The organism is Actinopolymorpha sp. B11F2, assembly GCF_040195635.1.
In the GTDB taxonomy this organism is placed as follows: Bacteria; Actinomycetota; Actinomycetes; order Propionibacteriales; family Actinopolymorphaceae; genus Thermasporomyces.
The window spans coordinates 34,595-57,068 of sequence record NZ_JBEFTX010000006.1 but is presented as its reverse complement, the minus strand read 5'-3'; the positions used below and the strand labels follow the sequence as shown (position 1 = coordinate 57,068).

General features: G+C 69.3%; 19 protein-coding genes and 1 pseudogene. 13 read left to right on the top strand and 7 right to left on the bottom strand.

Features of this window, described 5'->3' with window-relative positions:
* Nucleotides 1-51: 51 nt before the first annotated feature.
* From ABN034_RS13015 to ABN034_RS13005, 3 genes are all read right to left on the bottom strand, one after another.
* Nucleotides 52-2,355, bottom strand: a complete 2,304-nt coding sequence (locus tag ABN034_RS13015) for a bifunctional polysaccharide deacetylase/glycosyltransferase family 2 protein (RefSeq protein ID WP_349691265.1) — start codon at nucleotides 2,353-2,355, stop codon at nucleotides 52-54.
* Nucleotides 2,356-2,607: 252 nt separating this feature from the next.
* Nucleotides 2,608-3,213, bottom strand: coding sequence for a nucleotidyltransferase family protein (locus ABN034_RS13010; RefSeq protein WP_349691264.1), 606 nt, complete (start codon nucleotides 3,211-3,213; stop codon nucleotides 2,608-2,610).
* Between the two features lie 163 nt (nucleotides 3,214-3,376).
* Nucleotides 3,377-5,407: a PhoX family protein gene (locus ABN034_RS13005; protein ID WP_349691263.1), complete on the bottom strand. Its 2,031-nt coding sequence runs from the start codon at nucleotides 5,405-5,407 to the stop codon at nucleotides 3,377-3,379.
* 445 nt (nucleotides 5,408-5,852) lie between these two features.
* On the opposite strand from ABN034_RS13005, the gene ABN034_RS13000 reads away from it, so the two are divergent.
* Nucleotides 5,853-6,647 carry a DUF4037 domain-containing protein gene (locus ABN034_RS13000; protein ID WP_349330094.1) on the top strand — a complete coding sequence of 265 codons (795 nt, stop codon included), beginning with the start codon at nucleotides 5,853-5,855 and terminating at the stop codon, nucleotides 6,645-6,647.
* Between the two features lie 65 nt (nucleotides 6,648-6,712).
* Here the strand turns inward: ABN034_RS13000 and ABN034_RS12995 are convergent, their stop codons facing one another.
* Complete coding sequence (locus tag ABN034_RS12995) at nucleotides 6,713-7,255, bottom strand: MOSC domain-containing protein (protein WP_349691262.1); 543 nt, start codon at nucleotides 7,253-7,255, stop codon at nucleotides 6,713-6,715.
* 177 nt (nucleotides 7,256-7,432) lie between these two features.
* On the opposite strand from ABN034_RS12995, the gene ABN034_RS12990 reads away from it, so the two are divergent.
* The gene (locus ABN034_RS12990; RefSeq protein WP_349691261.1) at nucleotides 7,433-8,248 is read left to right on the top strand and encodes a DUF4037 domain-containing protein; all 816 of its coding nucleotides are present in this window, start codon (nucleotides 7,433-7,435) and stop codon (nucleotides 8,246-8,248) included.
* Here ABN034_RS12990 and rarD read toward each other — a convergent pair.
* The 3 genes from rarD to ABN034_RS12975 form a co-directional block, all read right to left on the bottom strand.
* Nucleotides 8,148-9,089, bottom strand: coding sequence for an EamA family transporter RarD (gene rarD / locus ABN034_RS12985; protein WP_349691260.1), 942 nt, complete (start codon nucleotides 9,087-9,089; stop codon nucleotides 8,148-8,150). The genes ABN034_RS12990 and rarD overlap by 101 nt on opposite strands.
* Nucleotides 9,090-9,375: 286 nt before the next feature.
* Nucleotides 9,376-10,449: a 2-oxoacid:ferredoxin oxidoreductase subunit beta gene (locus ABN034_RS12980; RefSeq protein WP_349691259.1), complete on the bottom strand. Its 1,074-nt coding sequence runs from the start codon at nucleotides 10,447-10,449 to the stop codon at nucleotides 9,376-9,378.
* The gene (locus ABN034_RS12975; RefSeq protein ID WP_349691258.1) at nucleotides 10,446-12,419 is read right to left on the bottom strand and encodes a 2-oxoacid:acceptor oxidoreductase subunit alpha; all 1,974 of its coding nucleotides are present in this window, start codon (nucleotides 12,417-12,419) and stop codon (nucleotides 10,446-10,448) included. Before ABN034_RS12975 ends, ABN034_RS12980 begins: the two co-directional genes overlap by 4 nt.
* A gap of 363 nt (nucleotides 12,420-12,782) precedes the next feature.
* Here ABN034_RS12975 and ABN034_RS12970 point away from each other — a divergent pair, with 363 nt between their 5' ends.
* From ABN034_RS12970 to ABN034_RS12920, 11 genes and pseudogenes are all read left to right on the top strand, one after another.
* Entirely contained in the window at nucleotides 12,783-13,181 is a 399-nt protein-coding gene (locus ABN034_RS12970) for a hypothetical protein (protein ID WP_349691257.1), read from the top strand.
* On the top strand, nucleotides 13,178-14,218 hold the full coding sequence (locus tag ABN034_RS12965) for an ABC transporter substrate-binding protein (protein ID WP_349691256.1): 1,041 nt from the start codon (nucleotides 13,178-13,180) through the stop codon (nucleotides 14,216-14,218). The genes ABN034_RS12970 and ABN034_RS12965 overlap by 4 nt, the downstream gene beginning before the upstream one ends.
* 112 nt (nucleotides 14,219-14,330) lie before the next feature.
* Nucleotides 14,331-14,705: an NADH-quinone oxidoreductase subunit A gene (locus ABN034_RS12960; protein ID WP_349691255.1), complete on the top strand. Its 375-nt coding sequence runs from the start codon at nucleotides 14,331-14,333 to the stop codon at nucleotides 14,703-14,705.
* Entirely contained in the window at nucleotides 14,696-15,337 is a 642-nt protein-coding gene (locus ABN034_RS12955; RefSeq protein ID WP_502879036.1) for an NADH-quinone oxidoreductase subunit B, read from the top strand. Before ABN034_RS12960 ends, ABN034_RS12955 begins: the two co-directional genes overlap by 10 nt.
* Entirely contained in the window at nucleotides 15,334-16,167 is an 834-nt protein-coding gene (locus ABN034_RS12950; RefSeq protein WP_349691254.1) for an NADH-quinone oxidoreductase subunit C, read from the top strand. The genes ABN034_RS12955 and ABN034_RS12950 overlap by 4 nt, the downstream gene beginning before the upstream one ends.
* Nucleotides 16,160-17,119, top strand: a complete 960-nt coding sequence (nuoH, locus tag ABN034_RS12945; protein ID WP_349330104.1) for an NADH-quinone oxidoreductase subunit NuoH — start codon at nucleotides 16,160-16,162, stop codon at nucleotides 17,117-17,119. The genes ABN034_RS12950 and nuoH overlap by 8 nt, the downstream gene beginning before the upstream one ends.
* A gap of 157 nt (nucleotides 17,120-17,276) precedes the next feature.
* A pseudogene (locus ABN034_RS12940) lies at nucleotides 17,277-17,519 on the top strand (4Fe-4S binding protein); the annotation flags it as partial.
* Between the two features lie 230 nt (nucleotides 17,520-17,749).
* The gene (locus tag ABN034_RS12935) at nucleotides 17,750-18,331 is read left to right on the top strand and encodes an NADH-quinone oxidoreductase subunit J family protein (RefSeq protein WP_349691253.1); all 582 of its coding nucleotides are present in this window, start codon (nucleotides 17,750-17,752) and stop codon (nucleotides 18,329-18,331) included.
* Complete coding sequence (gene nuoK / locus ABN034_RS34395; RefSeq protein ID WP_502879034.1) at nucleotides 18,331-18,822, top strand: NADH-quinone oxidoreductase subunit NuoK; 492 nt, start codon at nucleotides 18,331-18,333, stop codon at nucleotides 18,820-18,822. Before ABN034_RS12935 ends, nuoK begins: the two co-directional genes overlap by 1 nt.
* Complete coding sequence (locus tag ABN034_RS12925; RefSeq protein WP_349691252.1) at nucleotides 18,819-20,753, top strand: NADH-quinone oxidoreductase subunit 5 family protein; 1,935 nt, start codon at nucleotides 18,819-18,821, stop codon at nucleotides 20,751-20,753. Before nuoK ends, ABN034_RS12925 begins: the two co-directional genes overlap by 4 nt.
* 61 nt (nucleotides 20,754-20,814) lie before the next feature.
* Nucleotides 20,815-22,470: a complex I subunit 4 family protein gene (locus ABN034_RS12920; RefSeq protein WP_349691251.1), complete on the top strand. Its 1,656-nt coding sequence runs from the start codon at nucleotides 20,815-20,817 to the stop codon at nucleotides 22,468-22,470.
* Nucleotides 22,471-22,474 lie beyond the last annotated feature (4 nt).

Here is a 22,474-nt window from a genome sequence, read left to right as displayed (position 1 = left end):
TTGCATTCAAATGGTGCATTCGCGGTAGGCCGGACAATTGGAGGTGGTCGGTCAACCGCGACTCCGGACTTGCACGGCCGACACCTGGGAATTGGCGAACGTCCCTTCCCTGCGCATCGTGTGCCAGCGCAGGGGAGCGCCGAGTACTGCCGTCACGACGGACTGGATGACGACCATGTACATGAGCTGTCGGTAGACGAACTGCTGGAGCGGCAGGGTCCACAAGGCGGTGAGGCGTTCGCGGTCGAGTCGGAGTGCGTAGCCTCCGACGATCATCTGCAGGAGCACGAACGCCAGCCAGACCGCCAGCACCTTCGACGGTCCCCCGAACAGCAGGGCGTACAGCGCGAAGATGTCCACGGCTGGTGCGAACAGGGGCAGCGCGACCTGGAAGACGGCGAGGTAGGTGAGGCCACGCCGCCCGAAGCGGCCCGCGGCACCGCGCTCGATCACTGCACGGCGGTGTTTCCACATCGACTGCAGCGTTCCGTAGCACCATCTGTACCGCTGGCGCCACAGCTGGCTCAGGGAACTGGGCGCCTCTGTCCACGCGCGGGCGCTCTGCTTGTAGACGACTCGCCAACCGGTCCGGCAGAGCGCCATCGTGAGGTCGGTGTCCTCGGCGAGAGTGTCATCGCTGACCCAGCCCACGCTCGCGAGGGCCTCGTAGCGGAAGGCGCCGATCGCGCCCGGCACGGTGGGCATGCATTCGAGCAGGTCGAACATCCGCCGGTCGAGGTTGAAGCCGATGACGTACTCGATGTGCTGCCAGCGGCCCAGGACTCCCCGCCGGTTGCCCACCTTCGTGTTGCCACTCACCGCACCCACCTCCGGGTCGGCGAGCGGCTGCACCAGGCGCCTGATGGTGGTGCGTTCGAACACGGTGTCCCCGTCCACCATGATCAGGACATCGTGGCGGGAGTACGAGACTCCGGTGTTGAGCGCCGAGGCCTTTCCGGCGTTCCGCTGGCGGATCACCCTGACCTCGGGAAGGCCGAGCCTGGACGCGATGGCCGCGGTGTTGTCAGTCGAGCCGTCGTCGACAACCACCACCTCGAGATCGCCCGGATAGTCGCTCGCCACGAGGGATCGAAGGGTGGCCGTGATGCCCGCCGCCTCGTTGTAGGCGGGGACGATGACCGAGACGGGCGGGTGGTAGTGCGACTTCCTGGTCATGGAGTACGCCCGCTCGCGCGCCCGGTCCGCACGCGTGCGTGCGCCATGGGTGCGTAACCGGACGGCGCGGGATCGGGAGCGGAGTGCGCGGGCCTGCGCCCGGAGTGCGCGGGCCTGCGCCCGGAGAACACGTGCGCGCGCCCTGCGTACGCCGATCTCGTGGCGCCAGGCGAGCAGAACCATGAGAACCAGCCGCCCGACGGTGAGGACGCCGGCAGCCACCGTGGCCATCGTGAGTCCCTCGGCTGCCACCTTTCCGGCGCGTTGCGCACCTACCAGGACGGCGCCCGCCGAGCGGTCGACCATGCCGGCGGGAGTGTTGGCCTCCCGCAGATGCAAGGCGTCGGAGACGGTCGTGAAGCGGTACTTCTTCGGCTGGAGCCGGGTGATCAGGCGATCCACGCCCTCGACCACCGCGCTCCGGTCGCCTCCGGCGTCATGCAGGCGGACCACCGCGCCGCGACCCTTGTGCGGTGTGGCCGCCGCGACGATCTGTTTCGTCGTACGACCTGAGGCGTCACGCGTGTCGCGGTCGGTCAGCACGATGAGGTAGCCCTGCCGGCTCGCGTCACGCGCGGCTTCGTACTCCTGCCCCGTGAGCCTCGAGGGAGTCGAGGTGTGCGGCGGCCGGAGCAGGTAGGTGTGCATCCCAGTCGTCCCGGCGAGCGCTCTCTGCGCGAGCGTCTGCTCCACGGCGCGTCGCCAGCCGGGAATTCCGCCGAGATCGGCGTGGGTGTAGGTGTGGCTGCCGATCTCGTGCCCCTCCGCGAGGATGCGTCGGGTGAGTTCGGGATGAGCGGCGGCCCTGGATCCGACGACGAAGAACGTTGCGCGGACGCCGTGTCGGCGCAGGGCGGCGAGGATCTGCGGGGTCCATCGGGGATCGGGCCCATCCTCAAACGTCAGGGCGATGGTGCGGTGGGGCATCTCGGTCCGGGCTGGCCGCGAGCGGCTGAGGTCGAGGATCGGACCGGCGTACGAGAGCGGCAACGGGCTGGTGGATGAGCTCTGCTCTGATGGCGCTGTCGGGCTGCTCCACGCCTCTTCAAGGTATCCCTGCCCGTCAGAGCCCTTCTCGACGTACCCGTGGACGAGGAGGACGGCCGCGAGCGAAGCGAGCAGGAGGCAGATGAGGGTCCAGTGGTGGCGGGGCTCCCGGAGTCTGACGTGTCGTGCCATGCGCGCTAGCTGTCCAGTTCGGCAGCCCGCTGACTGTCCAGGTTCAGACGCGCGGAAGTGGGCTCAGCTGAGTCGTCTGTACGTCGCCGAAGCATTGCCGCCTTTCAGCCGTAACCAGGTGGCCAGTCTCTCGTTGTCCTCCTCGCAGGCGACATGTCGACCTGTGGCGATGGCGCATGCCTTCCCTGCGGGCTGCCCACCTTAGAGCGTCCGTATGTCGGTCCTGTAGCGGGACTGATCTCGGGCGTGTTCTCAGCTGTCCGCAGCCGCGCCGTCTCGCAGAGTTGCGAGGTCGTCCGGTGTGTCGATGTCTGCGGCAGACCCCACGTCGTCACAGGGAACCTTCGTCACGAGATCCGGCCGGCTCCGCAGGAATCCCCGGGCACCCGCGTCGCCGGTGGCTCGGTCGGCGACGTCGTTCCAGATGGTGCGGGCGAGGAGCACCGGATGGCGAGGGTGCTCGCCGTAGGTCGCCACCGCCGCCACAGCACCCGCGGCGTATGCAGCGCGAAGGCGTTCGACGGCCGTGGCGGTGACGAGGGGCTGGTCGACGAGGGTGATGACGACGGCGCCGACGTCCGGTGGCATGGACGCCAGGCCAGCTCGCAACGACGACCCGAGGCCGGTCGGCCAGGCGTCGTTGCGTACCACCGTCGTCGCGTCGGCGAGGTCGGCGGTCGCGAGGATCTCGTCGTACGCCGCACCGAGGACGACGTGCACCGGGGCGCAGCCTCCCGCGGTCAGGAGTCGGAGTCCGCGCTCGACGAGGAGTTGTCCGCCGAACTCGACCAGCGCCTTGGGCCGCCCGAACCTCGCGCCCTCACCTGCGGCGAGCAGCAGCCCGGCGACGTTCGTCATGCCAGCATTGTCGCCGGTGCCAGGCCCCCGCGTCGTCGGCCCCTTCCTCGCCTGTCCTCATTCGCTCCCGTGATCATGAAAGCGGACCGGACCGTGAAGGGGAACGGGCCCCTACGTACCGGGTGCCTTCATGATCACCGAGGCGGGAGGGCGCAGGGGCGGGTCAGTCCTTCCAGACGCAGGCGACCGACGGGTGTGGCTGGCCGCCGTACGGCCACGTCGATGCCGGCTCCTCCGGGGTCGCGCCGTCGACCTCGCCCGGGTGCTGGACGGCGACGAACACCGTCCGCTGGTCAGAGGTCACCAGCGGTCCGCACGTCTCCGCGCCCACCGGCACCGTCAGGAACTGCTTGACGTGCCCGCGTTCCGGTCCGCGCACCGGGGTGGCGAACAGCCCGTCGTTGGACTCCAGCGCGTTGCCGTCGGTGGAGATCCACAGGTTTCCCGCACCGTCGAACGCCAGGTTGTCCGGGCACGAGATCCGGCTCACCTTGGACTTGTCGTACCCACCGAAGTAGGTCGTCGGATCGCTCGGATCCCCGCAGACCAGGAACAGCCGCCAGTTGAACGACGTCGCCGCCGCGTCCCCGCGCCTCTCGTCGATCTCGACGACGTGACCGTGCTTGTTGGCCGCCCGCGGGTTGGCCTCGTCGACCTGCTCCGCCGTGCGGTTGGAGTTGTTGGTGCACGCCATGTAGACCGAGCCGGTGACCGGATTCCGCTCGACGTCCTCCGGCCGGTCCATCTTGGTGGGGCCTACCTTGTCCGCCGCGAGCCGCGTGTGCACGAGCACCTCGGCGACCGACATCCCGTCGACAAACGACTCCTCGTCGCTCGTCAGTGGGATCCACTCGCCGGTGCCGTCGTACTCCCCGTCGTCCGCACCGTCGCCGGTGAACTTGGCGACGTAGAGGGTGCCGCGGTCGAGCAGACTCATGTTGTGGCGGTGCGCGGCGGCGGTCCGGGTCGTCCGGTAGCGGTCGCGGGACACGAACTTGTAGAGGTAGTCGAAGCGCTCGTCGTCACCGAGGTACGCAGCGACCCGGCCGTCACGCGTCACCGAGACGGTTGCGCCCTCGTGCTTCGTTCGCCCGAGCATGGTGCGCTTGCGGGGTGGCGCCTCCGGGTCGTACGGATCCAGCTCGACGATCCAGCCGAACCGGTTCGCTTCGTTCGGGTTCTTCGTCAGGTCGAAGCGTTCGTCGATCCTGGCCCACGACTTGCCCGCCGCCTGGGCCGTCGGCAGGCCGTAACGCGTGAATGCCGGGACGTACGCAGGGTCGACGGCGCCGGACGCTTCGAAGTACTGGTTGAAGTTCTCCTCACCGGACAGGACCGTGCCCCATGGCGTGGTGCCGCCTGCGCAGTTGTTCAGCGTGCCGAGGACCCGGCGTCCGGTCGGGTCGGCCTCCGTCCGGACCAGGTCGTCTCCCGCGGCAGGGCCGGTGAGAACGAACGGCGTCGTGGCCGTGAGCCGGCGGTTGAACGGCCGCTGCCCCGAGGTGACGAGCTTCCACCGGCCCGTACGTCCGACCCGCTCGATCTCGACGACGGACATCCCGTGGGCTGCGAGCGAGACCCGCAGTTGCTCCTCGGACGCCGATGCACCGTCGGCCCATCCGCGGAACATCAGGGCCTCGTCGGTGTACTCGTGGTTGGTGACGAGCAGCGCCCTCTCGCCGCCCCGCGAACCGCTCCCCAGCGGGAGCACGCTCACGTAGTCACAGTTGTAGCCGAACTGCTTCTCCTGCGCCGCCGCCGTCTGGTTCTCGAAGTCGAACTCCGGGGCGTCGGGCAGCACAGGGTCGCCCCAGCTGGCCACGACTGCCTGCGCGTAGCCGTCCGGAACGACGACCGCGTCGCGGGTGTTCGGCGCGACGGTGGTGAAGTCGAGGTCACTGATCCGGGATCCGCCGCTGCCACGTCCGTTGCTCGGGCGCGGGCCGTCCTTCGGGCTCGCGGCAGCCGCCGCGCTCGGCACGGCCGCGCCAGCGACGCCGCCGATCACCAACGCGCCGGCCGCGGTTCCCTTCAGCAGCGAACGCCTCGACAGCGCCGACGCCACGACGTCTGCGAAGTATGGGTTGTCGCTCCGGTTGGGTACCGGGTGGTCGCAGGCGTTGCCGCACCGGAACTCACACGTCAGCCGGCTCCGTGAGCCGTGTCGTGGAAGGAGGGGGAGGAGCCGCTTCATGTCAGAACACACTCCAGGTCCGCACAGGTACGAAGGTGTGCCCGGAGCCGGGCGTGAGCGCTCCGAGCGGGGGCCGGGACCGCGCGCCGCTCCGCCTTCGAGGCGCGTCGAACCCGCGGTCGAATCCCGAGGCCGAAGCTAGGTGACTCCGACAAGCGCGACGCGGCGCGGACCTGAACGGCCGGTGACCGCCGGGAATCCGGCCGTCGACACCCGCCGACAGCTAGCCCGCCCGCCCGCTCAGCCAGCCAGCTCGCCCGTCGCCGACGGAACGCCTGCACCTTGTCACGGTGCGTGCGTACGTACCACCGTTGCGGGTGGTGCGGACTGGGCGCGGACTCCACACGGGCGGGACATGGGCGGAACATGGGCGGGACCTGGGGCTGCGGACGGCCGGCATCGGCCCCGACTCGCGTCCACGAGCCCGGGTGGAGAGGATATGCGCGTGGACTCCGCTCTCGAGATCGCGAACCGCGTCACCACGGCTTATCGCTCGCTCGACGGCCTCGCGTTCGCCTACGGCCAGGGCCCGGTCATCGCGGGTTTCACCAACGACTCCGACCTCGACCTGATCATGGTCTGGGACGGCGATCCGCCCAAGGTGCGCTCCCAGGCCATGGCGGACCTGCACAACGGCCCCGGCAAGCCGCTGCAGCACGACTATCCGGGCTTCTCCCTGGACCGGTTCTGGGTCAACGGCGAGCAGATCGAGGTCTCCCACAAGTCGCACGAGACGTTCTCCGGGTGGATCCGGGACATCCGTTCCGGCTGGGGTTGGGAGGACTCTGACTCCACGATGCCGCTCTACGCGATCGCGGGATTCGCCTACGGCCGGATGTTCATCGACGAGAACGGGCTCGCCGCCGCCGCACGGAGCGACCTCACGTCATTTCCGCCCCTGCTGATCGAGCGGTCCCGGACCGTGCTGGAGGCGGAACTTCCGTCGTACGAACGCGACCTTGCCGGCTCGGCCCGCCGCGGCGATGGGTTGCTCTTCCACGAACTCCTGAGCAGGGTGCTGCGGCACGCGCTCGTCGCGTGGTTCTCGGCCGAGCACCGGTACTGCCCGCACCCGAAGTGGCTGCAGCACTGGATCGCGCGGTTCGGGATGGACAGCCGAATCGCGTCGCTGGAGCGTTCGCTGTGGCTGCCCATCACCCTCGAACGCCGCCGCGAGGTGTTCGTCTCGATGGCCGAACGCATCCTCGACCAGAAACGGGAGCAACCTGACGCTGGATGAGCGCCGGGCTCCTTGGCAGACAGCGGCCTAGACGGTATGCAGAGGCTGAGGCCTCTGCATACCGTCTAGACCCGGTCGAGTGGACGGTGCGGTTCTGGTGGCAGCTCGACCTGGATGGCGTCACCGGGCCGGACCTCACCGCCGGTGACCACGACTCCCATGATGCCGGCCTTGCGGATGACCTTGCCGGTCTCGTCGCGGCCCAGGACGGCCGCGAGCAGGCCCGGCTGGAAGTCGTCCAACTGCGTACACGGATTGCGGAGTCCGGTCACCTCGACCACCGCCGACGCGCCGAGATGGAGCCGCGTGCCGGTGGGGAGTCCGAGCAGGTCGACCCCCCGGGTGGTGACGTTCTCACCCATCTGCCCCGCCGCCACGGTGAACCCCGCCTCGGCCAGCTCCTCGTGGAGCTCTGCGTGGATGAGGTGGACCTGACGGAGGTTGGGCTGGCTGGGGTCCCGGGCCACCCTCGACCGGTGCTTGACCGTCACACCGGAGTGGGCGTCACCCGCCACACCGAGGCCGGCGAGCAGCTCGACGCGCTCGCAGACGTCCTTGCTGAACGAATGGGTCGCGCTGCGGCTCACCGCCTTCACCGCTGCTGTCATGGACCGACATCCTTCCTGCCCTCGGAACTGCTCGGAGGTGCCCGCCTGAAAGCGGGTGAACTTTCGGACCACTCGCGGTTCCGGTGGAGTCGAGTATCCGGGCCGCACCGCGCCCTGCGGAGGCCTGTCCTGGACCTGCCGATGCGCGGACTGGCGTGGATCGCCAGGATACGTGGGGTGGACACCGCTCTCCGGATCGCTCGCCAGGTCGTACCCTCCTACCGTGCCCTCGGCGGGCTCGCCTTCGCCTACGGCCAGGGATCGGTGTTCACCGGGTTCACGGCCGACTCCGACGTCGACATCGTCCTGGTGTGGGACCGGGACGGCCCTCCCGCCCCGTCGGATCGCCCGGTCGAGAAGCTCCACACCGGCCGCGGCGTTCCAGTGACGTTCCACCAGCCTGGTTTCGTGCTCGACCGGCTGGACATCGGCGGTTTCCAGGTCGACGTCTCCCACAAGACCCGCCGTGTCTTCGACGGCTGGGCCAGCGATGTGCGGTCCGGCCGTGGGTGGGAGGGCGTGGAGTACCCGACCCCGTTGTACGCCATTGCGGGCTTCGCCTACGGCACGCTGCTCGCCGACGGCGCCGGCACCGGCGCGGAGGTCAGGTCCCAGCTGTCGACATTCCCTCCGGCGCTCGTCGAACGGTCGCGGAGCGTGCTGGCCGAGGAGTTGCCGTCGTACGACCGGGATCTTGCGACCTGCGCTCGCCGTGGCGACGGGTGGCTGTTCCACGACCTGCTGAGCAAGGTGATGCGGCACGCGCTGGTGACATGGTTCGCGGCCGAACGCCGCTACTGCCCGCATCCGAAGTGGTTGCACCACTGGGTGGCGAGGTTCGGGATGGATCCGGCGATCGCCGGGCTCGAACGCGGCCTGTGGGCGCCGCCGGTCAGTTTGGCTCGGCGACGGGAGCTGCTCCTCGCGATGGCGGACCGGATTCTGCAGCTTCCAGTTGCGCGCGGCGGCCCCGTCGCAGGCCGTCCCACGTGAAGATCGCGAGGGCGAGCCAGACGATGGCGAAGCCGGCCAGGCGTACCGGCGGCATCGGCTCGGCGAACACCAGCACGCCGATCAGGAACTGCAACGTCGGCGCGATGTACTGGATGATCCCCAGCGTCGTCAGCGAGACCCGGGTGGCCGCGGCGGCGAACAGCAGCAGCGGGATGGCGGTGACCACGCCCGCGCCGGCCAGCAGGACGGCCTTGTCCCAGCCCGTGTGGCCGAAGGCACCCGCTCCGGTGAGTTCCAGCCAGCCGAGATATCCGAGTGCCAGCGGGCCCGCGACCGTGGTCTCGACGGCGAGGCTCTCCATCGCACCGGCGGCTGCCTTCTTCTTGCACAGGGCGTACGCCGTGAAGGTCAGGGCGAGCGTGAACGCCACCCACGGCGGCCGGCCGTAGTCGATGGTGAGGATGACGACCGCGACGGCGGCGATCGTGAGCGCGGTCCACTGGGCGCGGTTGAGGCGTTCGCCGAAGAGCAGGACACCGGCCATCACGATCACGAGCGGGTTGATGTAGTAGCCGAGAGCCGTGTCCACTACATGGTCGTGGTTGACGGCCCAGATGTAGGTGCCCCAGTTGACGGCGATGATGAGCGCGGCGGCGGACAGGTAGCCGACACTGCGCGGACGGGTCCGGAGGGCGGCCCACCAACCCGGGCGGGGGCGGATCCTCAGCAGGATGGTGACGAAGACGAGCGACCAGATCAGCCGATGCGCCAGGACCTCGACCGATCCGGCGGGTTGGACGAGCGGCCAGTAGAGCGGGAACAGTCCCCAGCTCGCGTAGGCAAGGACGCCGAAGATCAACCCCCGGCGTTGCTCGTCCACACGTCGCAGACTACGTACGACGGATTGATCAGACGAATTGTCGGCTCGCTGGTCTCGCGGACTGGGATCTCCGCCCCGCGTTCAGGCGCGGCGCCTCCGTCGGACAATGACCACGCTGAGCATGCCAGTGGCACCTGGGCCAGGCATGGACGCCTCTCCGAGGTACGCAGACCTGCTCAGCGTGGTCATTGTCCGACGGACGGTACGCCTGGTCGACTTCCCACGGGCCTGCTCAGCGTGGTCATTCAGGCCCGGCCATGCCGCATCCGCGGTCAGGCGTGGGCGGTCAGGCGCTGGAGCCGACGGTCCAGGTGTCGGCTCCCTGGAGCAGTTGTGCCAGGTCGCCGGGGCCCTTGTCGGCCCGAACCTTCGCCAGTTGGTCACGGGCGAGATCGTCGTAGGTCGGCCGCTCCACCTGGCGGAAGATCCCGATCGGCGAGTGGTGCAGCGTCTGCGCGTCGGCGAGCCGGGAGAGACCGAACGCCGTCGTCGGGTCGGCTCCGTGGGCGTCGTGCACGAGCACGGCGTCTGCCCCGACCTCGGCCACCGGCGCGACCCGCAGCCCGCCGGACGCCTGGTCGCGGACGACACCCAGCTCGCCGTCGCGGCCGAACAGAATCGGCTGGCCGTGCTCGAGCCGGATCACCGCCTCGTCCTGGGTGTCCTTGCCCTTGAGGATCTCGAACGCACCGTCGTTGTAGATGTTGCAGTTCTGGTAGATCTCGACCAGTGACGCGCCCCGATGCTGCACCGCGGCCCGCAGCACCGAGGTGAGGTGCTTGCGGTCGGTGTCGATCGTGCGTCCGACGAACGTCGCCTCGGCGCCGAGGGCCAGCGACACCGGGTTGAACGGCGCGTCGAGCGAGCCGAGCGGCGTCGACTTGGTGATCTTCCCCAGTTCCGACGTGGGCGAGTACTGGCCCTTCGTCAGCCCGTAGATCCGGTTGTTGAACAGCAGGATCTTGAGGTTGACGTTGCGCCGCAACGCGTGGATCAGGTGGTTGCCGCCGATGGACAGCCCGTCGCCGTCTCCGGTGACCACCCACACCGACAGGTCCGGCCGCGACGTGGCGAGGCCGGTCGCGATCGCGGGGGCGCGGCCGTGGATTCCGTGCATGCCGTACGTGTCGAGGTAGTAGGGGAACCGGCTCGAGCAACCGATGCCGGAGACGAAGACGACGTTCTCCCGCTTGACGCCCAGCTCGGGCAGGAACCCCTGCACCGCCGCGAGGATCGCGTAGTCGCCGCACCCCGGACACCACCGCACCTCCTGGTCGGAGGTGAACTCCTTGCGGTTCTGCGGAGCGTCAGCCGTCGGGACGCCCCGCAGTCCGGGCAGCGGCAGATCTGTGGTGGTCATGAGCGTCTGCAGTCCTCCTCCACGTCGACGCCGTGACGGACGTGGCCGTTGGGCGACGGGTCAGACAGGGAGCCGGCATCGTCGCCGTCCTCGAGTGAGCCGATGAGCTCGCCGATCGCCTCGACGAGTTCGGCGGCGCTGAACGGAAGCCCGCGAACGCGGTTGTAGGTCACCACGTCGACGAGGTAGCGGGCCCGCAGCAGCATGGCCAACTGGCCGAGGTTCATCTCCGGGACCAGCACGCGTTCGTAGCTCTTGAGCACCTCGCCCAGGTCGGGTGGCAGCGGGTTGAGGTGCCGCAGGTGCGCCTGTGCGACCGGGGTGCCGTGCTCGCGCAGCGTCCGACATGCCGCGCCGATCGGGCCGTACGTCGAGCCCCAGCCGAGGACGAGCACCTTGGCGTCCTTGCCGGGGTCCTCGACCTCCAGCGGCGGGATGGTCCGGGCGATCCCGTCGATCTTGGCCTGGCGGGTGCGGACCATGAGGTCGTGGTTGGCGGCGTCGTAGGAGATGTTGCCGTGTCCGTCCGCCTTCTCCAGCCCGCCGATCCGGTGCTCGAGGCCGGGTGTGCCCGGCACCGCCCAGGGGCGGGCGAGGGTCTCGGGGTCGCGTTTGTACGGCCAGAAGACCCGCTCGCCGGTCTCGGTCTCGTGGTTGGGTTCGGTGGCGAACTCGACCTTTACCTCGGGCAGGTCGGCGACGTCCGGGATCCGCCACGGCTCCGAGCCGTTGGCGAGGTAGCCGTCGGACAGCACGAACACCGGCGTGCGATAGGTCACGGCGATGCGTACGGCCTCGATGGCGGCGTCGAAGCAGTCCGACGGCGAGCGCGGGGCGATGATCGGGACCGGCGCCTCGCCGTTGCGCCCGAACATCGCCTGCAGCAGGTCGGCCTGCTCGGTCTTGGTCGGCATCCCGGTCGAGGGACCGGCGCGCTGGATGTCGCAGACCACCAGCGGCAGCTCGAGCGTCACACCCAGGCCGATCGTCTCCGACTTCAGCGAGACACCGGGCCCGGAGGTCGTGGTCACTCCGAGCGCGCCCCCGAACGCGGCACCGAGGGCGGCGCCCACCCCGGCGATCTCGTCCTCGGCCTGGAACGTCGTCACGTCGAAGCGTTTGTGCTTGCTCAGCTCGTGCAGGACGTCGCTCGCCGGCGTGATGGGGTAGGAACCGAGGAACATCGGCAGCCCCGCCCGGTTGGCCCCCGTGATGAGGCCGTACGCAAGAGCGAGGTTGCCGGAGATGTTGCGGTAGAGCCCGGCCTTCATCTCCGCCGGCCGGACCTGGTAGGAGATCGCGAACGCCTCGGCGGTCTCACCGAAGTTCCAGCCCGCCTTGAACGCCGCGATGTTGGCGTCACGGATGGCGGGGAGCCGGGCGAACTTCGCGTTCAGGAACGTCAGGGTCGAATCCGTCGGTCGGTTGTAGAGCCACGAGACCAGGCCGAGGGCGTACATGTTCTTGGCCCGGCTGGCGTCCTTGCGCGACAACCCGCCCTGGTCCGGACCCAGCGCGGCCTTGATCGCCTCGGTGGTCATGCTCGTGAGCTTGAACCCGTGAGTCTGGTAGGCGTCGAGCGAACCGTCGTCGAGCGGGTTCTGCGTGTAGCCGACCCGGCTGAGGTTCCGCTTGGTGAACTCGTCCGCGTCGACGATCAGCGTGGCGCCTCGGGGCAGCTCCGGCAGGTTGGCCTTCAACGCCGCGGGATTCATCGCCACCAGGACATCGGGGGCATCACCGGGGGTCAGGATGTCGTGATCGGCGAAATGGATCTGGAATGACGAAACGCCTGGCAGTGTCCCGGCCGGCGCGCGAATCTCCGCCGGGAAGTTGGGCAATGTCGACAGGTCGTTTCCGAAAGATGCGGTTTCCTGAGTAAATCGGTCACCGGTCAGTTGCATGCCGTCACCGGAATCGCCGGCAAATCGGATGATGACACGGTCGACCTGCTGGACCTGTTTGGTCACCGGGCGAACGACCTCCTCGGGCGCCGTGCCAGGGCTAGTCCCCAAAACCGTGTTGCTGTGAGGCTCCGCCTTCGGGAGCGGCGCGCTCTCCTGTCGTGCTTCTATGCTACGTCCGGGTTGTTCGGTGTTGGGGGGGCCACCGCACTTTGGGACGCCATCGCAATACGCGACTCGACTGTAACCCTCGGTGTTTTGTGCCGGAGGATGTACCCGCAAGTCCGGCCACCCAGGGTACGTTCCGGCCCATCGGGATGGAGGGCCGCATCGATGCGACATGCGACACGTCGCCCGACGCTGGGCTCGACGCGGCGTCCGATGTGGCCCAAGACGCGGCGTTCGATGCGGTGTCGGAGGCGAGTCTCGGTGGTGGTCGTCGCTGCGGCATGGGCGCTCGCGCTCGGGGCGTGCAGTGCGCTTTCGCTTCCTGGACAGGGAAGCGGCGACGGGTCGCCTGAGCCGAGGCGTACCTCGACGGACCACATCGAGGCGCAGGACCCGCACGCCGAGGCGCCCGCACCGCAGGTGGCCAAGGCCAGGTCCGGCGGCACGGTGCGCGTTCTGTCCGCCAACTCGCCACCCACCTTCGACCCCACGAGGGTCTACCACCTCGACACCATGGCGATCATGAAGTTGGCCAGCCGGGGTCTCACCCAGACGGTGTACGAAGACGGCAACCCGGTTCTGGTGCCGGATATGGCCACCGATCTCGGCCGGGCGAACCGGATTTCACCCGGTGGGAGTTCGCTCTTCGCGATGGCTTGAGGTACGAGGACGGGGCACCGGTCAAGGCGGTCGATGTGGTGCGTTACTACGCGTCGCTTCCGACATTCGCACCGATTCCCGCGGCAAAGGACACCCGTGAGGACTACACCCGGCATCCGGTGGCGACCGGCCCGTACAAATTCGCCGCCGACTGGAACGGCAGAACCCTTACCTTGGTGAAGAACCGGGAATGGTCGGATTCGACGGATCCGGGTCGGCACCAGTTCGTCGACAGGTTCACTTTCGAGTTCGGGCTCGACGAGAACGAAATCCAGCAACGGATCATCGCCGATGAGGGCGACGACCAGTACGCCCTGAGCTACAACGATCTGCTGGCCGACAACTACCCGCTGATTCGCGGTACCGACGTCGAGAATCGACTGGTCGTCGGGCCGAGTCCCTGCATTTCCTACCTGTGGATGGACACCCGCAAGATTCCTCTGTCGGTACGCCGGGCCGTCGCCGAAGCGTGGCAGGCCCTGACCAAGGCCGGTTTCACCGTCAAGACCGTTCCGGCGCCGTCGGCGCTCGCCCACGACCTCGCAAGCGACGGCATCCGGCCGATCAACCTGCGTTCGGGCAGTTGGTGCATGGACTGGGCCAACGGCGACTCCGTACTCCCGGCGATCCTGGACGGGCGGAAGGCCCATCTGCCGGGCGCCCCGATCCAGTCGTTCCTGAACGTCGATCGCGTCAACGCCGAGATCGACCGGATCAGCAAGCTGCCGCCCGACAAGGGCGTTGGCCGAGTGGGGCCGCCTCGACGCGATGATCATGGACGAGTACCTTCCCGTGGTGCCGCTCGGCGAGGGCGGTACGACGCTGCTGCACGGCTCGAAGGTCGCGAACGTCATCGTCGACACCGTGGTCGGGAGCCCCGACTACACCCAGATCTACGTCCTGGAGCAGGAGGTCGCGCGCGCGGGGCGGCGCAGCAGCCGGTGGCCCGAGCCGCTCGCCGCCAAGTCGCGAAGCGGGCTCGCCGGGTCCATGATCGTGAAGGAAAAGTCGCGAATAGACCGAAAAACCCTTCATGATCACGATCATGATCACGGGGGAGGGAGGCGCGTGTCGAAGCGCGCGGGCGGAGCTTGAGGGCGCCCTCCCGCCCGACACTAGACTCGGCCGTCGGATGAGAAGGAGAGGGGCATGAACGCGGACTACTACGCGACCTACACGGTCGTCCTGAGCGTTCTGCTTCTCGGCGTGGTCTTCGCCGCGGTGGCTCTCGTCGCCAACCGGCTCCTCCGGCCCACCAACCCGTCCCGTGAGAAGTACCTCACCTACGAGTCCGGCGTCGTTCCGGTCGGCGCGGGTTGGGCGCAGAGCCACGTCCGTTACTACGTCTTCGCCTACCTTTACGTCGTCTTCGCCGTCGACGCGATCTACCTTTTCCCCTGGGCCACGATCTTCGCCGCGCCGGGGTTCGGGTGGACGACGCTGGTGGAGATGTTCGTGTTCCTCGGCTTCATCGCCGTCGGCCTGCTCTACGCCTGGCGCAAGGGAGTGCTGACATGGACGTGACGACCCCCGCCGGCCAGGGAACGGGTTCGGCGCCGAACACTCCGAAGACCACGCAGCCGCTCGACCTGCCGATGCCGCATGTCGGGCCGCTGCAGAAGCTGGCGCCCGAACCCCTGAAGTTCGTTCTCAACTGGGGTAGGCGCTGGTCGCTGTGGGTCTTCAACTTCGGGCTCGCCTGCTGCGCGATCGAGTTCATCGCGTCGTCGATGTCGCGGCACGACTTCATCCGGCTGGGCGTGATCCCGTTCGCGCCGGGGCCGCGGCAGGCGGACCTGATGGTCGTCTCCGGCACGGTGACCGACAAGATGGCGCCCGCGATCCGCCGCCTGTACGAACAGATGCCCGAGCCGAAGTACGTCATCTCGTTCGGTTCCTGCTCCAACTCCGGCGGGCCGTACTGGGATTCGTACTGCGTCACCAAAGGGGTCGACCAGATCGTGCCGGTCGACGTCTACGTGCCGGGGTGCCCGCCGCGGCCGGAGGCGTTGCTGCAGGGCATCGTCAAGCTGCAGGAGAAGATCGCGGCGGAGTCGCTCGAACAACGGTACGCAGGTGCCGGCGCCGCCCCGTCGCGGTGGCGGAGCGTGGCGTCCCTGCTCAGGCGGCCCGTGCGGCCGGGTGACACCTCGTGACCTGGTACACCGACACCCGGGACCTGATGGCGACGGCGCTCGGTGTCGAGGTCGGGCTCGACGAGGGCTTCGGTCCACCCACCCTCGACGTACCCGCTGACCGATGGGTCGAGGCACTGCGCGCCCTGCGGGACGAGGCGGGCTGCACCTTCTTCGACTGGTTGTCCGCCGTCGACGAACTCGACCAGGGCTTCGCCGTCGTGTGCCACGTCGCCCGGCTCGGCGCCGCGTCGGAGGAGTCGAGCGCTCCGGCGGTGGCACACCTGTTGGTGCGTACGCGGATTCCGCGATCCGCGCCTGCTCTGGCGACGGTCACCCCTGTCTACGCCGGTGCGGGGTGGCACGAGCGCGAGACGCACGAGATGTTCGGCATCGACTTCGCCGGGCACCCGGGGCTTGCGCCGTTGTTGCTGCCGGACGAGTTCGAGGGTCACCCGTTGCGCAAGGAGTTCGTGTTGGCGGCCCGGGTGGCGAAGGCATGGCCTGGCGCGAAGGAACCCGGCGAGTCCGACCACGACGCCGGCCGGTCGCCGAGCCGGCGACGGATGGCGCCACCTGGCGTACCGGCCGCCGAGGCGTGGGGTCCGCGCCCGCCCGGTTCGGAGGCGCCGGACCCGATGGCGGTCACCGCACCGCCGGCCCGGCCCGCCCGTGGTCGGGCTGAACGTCCGGCTCGGGGTGAACGTCCGGCTCGGGGGGAGCGTCCGGCTCGGGGTGAGCGTCCGGCTCGGGGGGAACGTCCGGCTCGGGGGGAGCAGCCGGCCCAGGGGGAGCAGCCGGCCCAAGGGGAGCAGCCGCCCGAAGCGACCGGCGGGGGCGACGATGGCTGAGGCGCTCGAGTTTGTCCTTCGCGTGGGCGGCGTCTTCGTGGCGTTCCTTGTCCTCCCGCTTCTCGTCGGGCAGACGGAGCACAAGGTGATGGCGCACATGCAGGGTCGGCTCGGCCCGATGTACGCGGGCGGTTTCCACGGTTGGGCGCAGCTCGTCGCCGACGGAGTGAAGTTCGCGCAGAAGGAAGATGTCGTACCCGCGAACGCGGATCGCCGGGTCTTCCAACTCGCGCCTGTCCTCGCGCTCGTGCCGTACCTCGTGGCGCTGGTGGCGATCCCGTTCGGGCCGGGTCTCGTGGGGGTCGAGCTCGACGCCGGGCTGTTCTTCGTACTCGCCGTGATGGGGGTCGGCGTCCTCGGTTCGCTCATGGGCGGCTGGGCGAGCGGCAACAAGTACAGCCTGTTGGGCGGGTTCCGGTCGGCGGGCCAGTTGCTGGCGTACGAACTGCCGTTCGTCCTCGCAGCGGCAAGTGTCGCGATGGCGGCCGGCACGCTGTCGCTCTCGGGCATCGTCGAGGCGTGGGAGCCGTGGTGGCTGATCTGGCAGTTGCCCGGACTGTTCGTCTTCTTCGTCGCCGGACTGGCCGAGCTGCACCGGCCGCCGTTCGACATGCCGGTCGCCGACGCGGAGATCATCTTCGGGCCGTACACCGAGTACACCGGGATCAGGTTCGCGCTGTTCCTGTTGGCGGAGTACGCCGGAATCGTGGTGCTCGCGGCCCTGACGACGGTCCTCTTCCTCGGTGGTTGGGAGGGGCCGTTCGCCGGTGCGCTGGGATGGTTGTGGACGCTGCTCAAGGTGTTCGCCGTGGCGTTCGTGGTGATCTGGGTGCGGGTCGCCTACCCGCGGCTGCGGGCGGACCAGCTGCAGCGGTTGGGGTGGCAGTTGCTCGTACCGCTCGCCCTCCTGCAGCTCGCCCTCACCGGCGTCGTGGCGGTGGTCCGGTCATGAGACTTCGGGTTGTACGCAAGGAGGTGTGGTGATGGCCGGGATCCCGGGCAAGGGACTCGCGCACGGGCTCAAGGTGACGTTCGACAACCTCACCAGGCGTTCGGTGACGCAGCAGTACCCCGATGTCAAGCCGGACCTCCCCGCGCGGTCGCGCGGTGTGATCGCGCTCTTCGAGGAGAACTGCACCGTCTGCATGCTCTGCGCCCGCGAATGCCCCTGCTGGTGCATCTACATCGACTCGCACAAGGAGGCACAGCACCAACATGGGGGGGCGCCGGCCGAGGGGGGTGGGCGGGAACGCAGCCACAACGTGCTCGACCGGTTCGCGATCGACTATTCCCTCTGCATGTACTGCGGGATCTGCATCGACGTGTGTCCGTTCGACGCGTTGTTCTGGTCGCCGGAGTTCGAGTACGCCACGACCGACATCGCCGACCTCACCCACGAACGCGACGAGCTGCGCGAGTGGATGTGGACCGTGCCCGTACCGCCGCCGGTCGACCCTGGCGCCGAGCCGGCCAAGGAGATCGGCGTCGCGGAGAAGGCCGCGGCGAGAGCCGTCGAGCAGGCCGCTGCTCAGCCTGGCGAGCAGGCCGGTGAGAACGAACGTACGAACGCGGACGGCGAGCCATGAGAGCCGTCCAGGTGCTCTTCGCCCTCTTCGGTGTGGTGGCGATCGGCTCGGCGTTGCTGGTCGTCACGACGCGGCAGGTCGTCCACGCGGCGCTCTGGCTCGTGGTGACGCTCGGCGCGCTCGCGGGGTGCTATCTGCTGTTGACGGCGGAGTTCGTGGCGTGGGTGCAGGTGCTCATCTATGTGGGAGCGGTGGTCGTCCTGCTGCTCTTCGCGCTCATGCTCACCCGTGCGCCGACCGGGCCGGTCGCCGACCTCACCAAGGCGAACGCCTGGTTCGCCGGGATCGTCGCGGTGGCGGTCGCGGCCGTCCTCGGTACGACGATGGTGGTGGGGTTCGCCGGTGAGGTGATCGACCTTCACCGGGTCGAGGTCGGCAGCGCGAAGGCCATCGGTGAAGCGGTGTTCTCCACCTGGGTCCTGCCGTTCGAGGTGCTGTCGGTGCTGCTGCTGGCCGCGCTCGTGGGTGCGATCGCGCTGTCGACCCGTGGTTCGCCGAGTGGCTCGAGGAGTACGCCCCGTACGCCACCGGAGGGAACGAAGGGCGCAGGCGTCACCGGCACCGGAGGTGGCCGCTGATGCCACTGCTGCTGCCGCTGCTCGTCGGGGTCCTACTGTTCTCCATCGGCGTCTACGGCGTCCTCGCCCGGCGCAACGCCGTCCTCGTCCTCGTCGGTGTCGAGCTGATGCTCAACGCGGTCAACCTGAACGTCCTCGCCTTCGACGCCTGGCACCGGGACCCCTTGCACAGCGGGCAGATCCTGACCCTCTTCGTCATCACCATCGCCGCTGCCGAGATCGGGCTCGGGCTGGCGATCGTCCTGCTGGTCTTTCGTACCCGCGCGTCGATCGACGTGGAGGACGCCCGCGAGCTCGCCGACCGCGACGCCACCGATGAGGCGTACGCCGACGAGGTGGCGGCGATGGATGCGGCGGAGGACGCGCGGGTGGAGGCAGCGGCTGAGCCAGCGGATGCGGCGGCCGTGGCCGAGCCGTCCGAGGATGATGGCCGGCCATCTCGACATGCCTCCGGCAACTCCGAGGACGCACCGGCGGAGGCCAAGCGATGACCGCACTCCTTCTTGCCGCGACCGGCGCGGCGGTGTTCGCCGCCGTCCTCACTCTCCTGCTCGGCAAGGCCGCCCCTCGCGCCGTCGCGCCGATCGGCGTCCTGGGCGCCGGCGTGGGCTGGATCGCCTCGCTCGCCGTAGTGATCGCCGACCTCTCCGGGCGCCTCGAGCTCCAGACGCTGGTGCTGGCGCACGTGCCGACGGGAGGGCTGGCGTTCGACATCGCCTTCCGGGTCGACGGGCTCTCGGCGCTGGTGAGTCTGCTCGTCACGAGCGTGGCGCTGGCGGTGCAGGTCTACTCGATCGACTACCTGCGCGGGGATCCGCGGTATCCGTCGTACGTCTGCCTGGTGTCGCTCTTCACCGCCGCGATGCTGCTCGTGGTCGCCGCCGACGACCTCCTGGTGCTGCTCGTGGGCTGGGAGGTGATGGGCGTCTGTTCGTACTTCCTGATCGGCCATCACTGGGAGCTCGCCGACGCGCGTGACAGCGCGGTGAAGGCGTTCCTGGTCACGAGACTGGGCGACATCGGCTTTCTGTTCGGGATCTTCGTCCTTGGCGTGGCAGCTGGTTCCTTCCGGATCAGCGAGATTCAGGAGGCCGCCGTCAATGACGGGTTGACAGCCGGTACAGCCACGTTGGCGACCCTGCTGCTGCTCTGTGGCGTGGTCGGCAAGTCGGCGCAGTTCCCCCTGCACATCTGGCTTCCGGACGCGATGGCCGGGCCGACACCGGTGAGCGCGCTCATTCACGCGGCGACCATGGTGGCGGCGGGAGTGTTCCTGGTGGCGCGGCTGCTCGCGGTGTTCGAACTCGCGCCCGCGACGCTCGCGGTGCTCGCCGTCATCGCCGCGATCACCATGGTCGGGTCGGCACTTGCCGCGCTCGCCGAGGAGGACATCAAGCGGGTGTTGGCGTGGTCGACGGTGAGCCAGTTGGCCTACATGCTGGCGGGACTCGCGGCGGGTGGTTACACCGCGGGAGTCCTGCTGCTCGTGGCGCACGGGGCGTTCAAGGCGTTGCTGTTCCTGTGCGCGGGCGCGGCGATCCACGCCGTGGGCAGCAACCTGATGTCGGCGATGGGCGGGCTACGGCGGACGCTGCCGGTGACGTTCGTGACGATGACGATCGGCCTGGCGGCGCTCGCGGCACTGCCGCCGTTGTCGGGGTTCTTCGCCAAGGACGCCGTGCTCGGTGCGATCCAGGAAGCGGTCCAGCACGGTGGAGTGCTGCCGGTGAGCGTCGGATGGATACTGCTGGTGGCGGGGTTCGCGACCGTCGCCCTCACCGCGGCGTACTGCACGCGGCTGTGGCTGCGCGTCTTCTTCGGCGCCGCGCCCGAGTCGGCTCCGTTGGGTGAGGGTGCCCCTGCGGCACATGCCCTGGATGGGGGGATCCCTGCTCCAAGAGCGGAGGCACCGGCACTCATGCGATGGCCGCTGATCGTACTGGCGGTGCCGAGCGCACTGCTCGGGTTCCTGGCGCTGGCCCCGCGAACCTGGGCGCGCTGGCTGGGCGGCGGTGGGCCCGCGGAGGCCGAGGCGCCGAGCCTGCTCCATGCGAGTACGACGATGCTGTCGCTCGCCCTTGCCGGACTCGCGGTCGCGGCGGTCACGGCAGCATGGCGGAGCCGGGGCAGGCGCGACCCCGCGGACCTGTTCGGCCCGGCGAGACCCCTGCTGCAGCAGGGTTTCCGGATCGACGCGGTGGTCGCCAGGATCGTCGTACGACCGGTCTACGCACTCGCGCGCATCGTCGTGGCCGGCGACCGCGACGTCGTCGACTTCTACGTCCAGGGCTCGGGCCGAGCGGCCCGCGCCGTCGGAGGCCTGCTGCGGCTCGCGCAGACCGGGAACGTCTCGACCTACCTGAGCCTGGTCGTCGCCGGTGTTCTCGTCCTCGCCCTCGCGGCGTGGGGGGTGGTCGCGTGATCGAACTCCTGATGTGGCTGGTGATGCTGCTCCTGGCAGGCCTCACCGTGCGGGCGGTGCCATGAACGTCCTGCTCTGGCTCCTCCTCGCCCTGCCCCTCGTCGGTGCCGGGGTGGTGGCGGGTGCGCCGAGGCTGGTCGCCGAGCCGGTGGTGGCGCGGGTGGGCGCCGTCGTCGGCGCGGCGACGTTGCTGGTCGCTGTCGTCGTCGCGGTGCGCTTCGACTACGCGGCTGCGGAACGGGTGCAGTTCGAGACGGACGCGAGCTGGATCCCCGCGATCGATGTCCGCTGGCATCTCGGCATCGACGGCATCTCACTGGCGATGGTCCTGCTCACGGCGTTGCTGGCGTTCTGCTGCCTGCTCTACACGACCCGCATCCCGCCCTCGACCGCCGCGTCCGTCACGTCCGCCGCGTCCGTCACGTCCGCCGCGTCCGTCACGTCCGCCGCGTCCGCCGGTTCCGACGCAGCGGCCGCCTCCGCTGGTGGCGGCGCCACTTCCGCGGGGCAAGGACAGCGGCCACCGACCCGGGCGTTCGTCGCTCTCGTCCTGCTCCTCGAGGTCGGGATGCTCGGGACGTTCGTGGCGTTCGACCTGATCCTGTTCTTCCTGTTCTTCGAGGTCGTCCTCATCCCGATGTGGTTCGTCATCGCCGTCTGGGGCGACCCGCACGACGGAGCGGGGCGGCGCCGCGCGGCCACGACGTTCATCCTCTACACCCTGCTCGGCAGCGCGCTCATGCTGCTGGGATTCCTGCTGGTGTACGCACAGGCCGGTACGTTCGACCTCACCGCTCTCGCGGCGGGCGCCGGCCGGGAGATCACCGCGGGCGCCCAACTGCTCGCCGCCATCGCCATCGGACTCGGCCTCGCGGTCAAGAGCCCGATGTGGCCCCTGCACACCTGGCTGCCCGACGCGCACGCGAAAGCTCCCACGGTCGGCTCGGTCCTGCTGGCCGGCGTACTCCTGAAGATGGGAACGTACGGCTTCGTCCGCGTCTGGCTCCCGGTCGTCCCCGACGGCGCCCGCGCGGTGGCGCCCTACCTCGCCGGACTCGCCACCGTCGGCATCATCTACGGCGCGCTCGCCTGTCTGGCGCAGCGCGAACTGAAGCGGCTCATCGCGTACTCCTCCGTCGGCCACATGGGTTTCGTCCTGCTCGGCATCGCGACACTCACGCCGGTCGGCGTCAACGGCGCGATCTTCGCCGGGGTCGCGCACGGGCTCATCACCGGGCTGCTGTTCTTCCTCGCCGGCGCCATCAAGGACCGGCACGGCACCGGTGTCCTCGCCGACCTCGGTGGCGGACTGTACGCACGGATGCCGCGGCTCGGCGGGCTGTTCGTCTTCGGAGCGGTGGCGAGCCTCGGGCTCCCCGGGCTGGCCGGGTTCTGGGGCGAGATGCTGGCGCTGTTCGGTGCGTACGAACCTCACGCCGCGCTCGCCCGGACGACCTACATCGTGCTGATGGTGCTCGCCGGACTCGGCGCTGTCCTCACCGCTGCGTACTTCCTCGTCCTCGTTCGGCGGATCTGCCAGGGCAACGACACGATCGGGCCGAGCCTCGTACAGAACGGCGCGGCCCTTCGTGACGTCACCGCGATCGAGGTGTGGTCGTGGGCGCCGCTTGTGGCGCTGACGCTGGTGCTCGGGCTGTATCCCGGAGCGGTCCTGGCGGTCACCGAACCCGCCGTCACGCTGCTGGTGGGGAGGTGAGTGC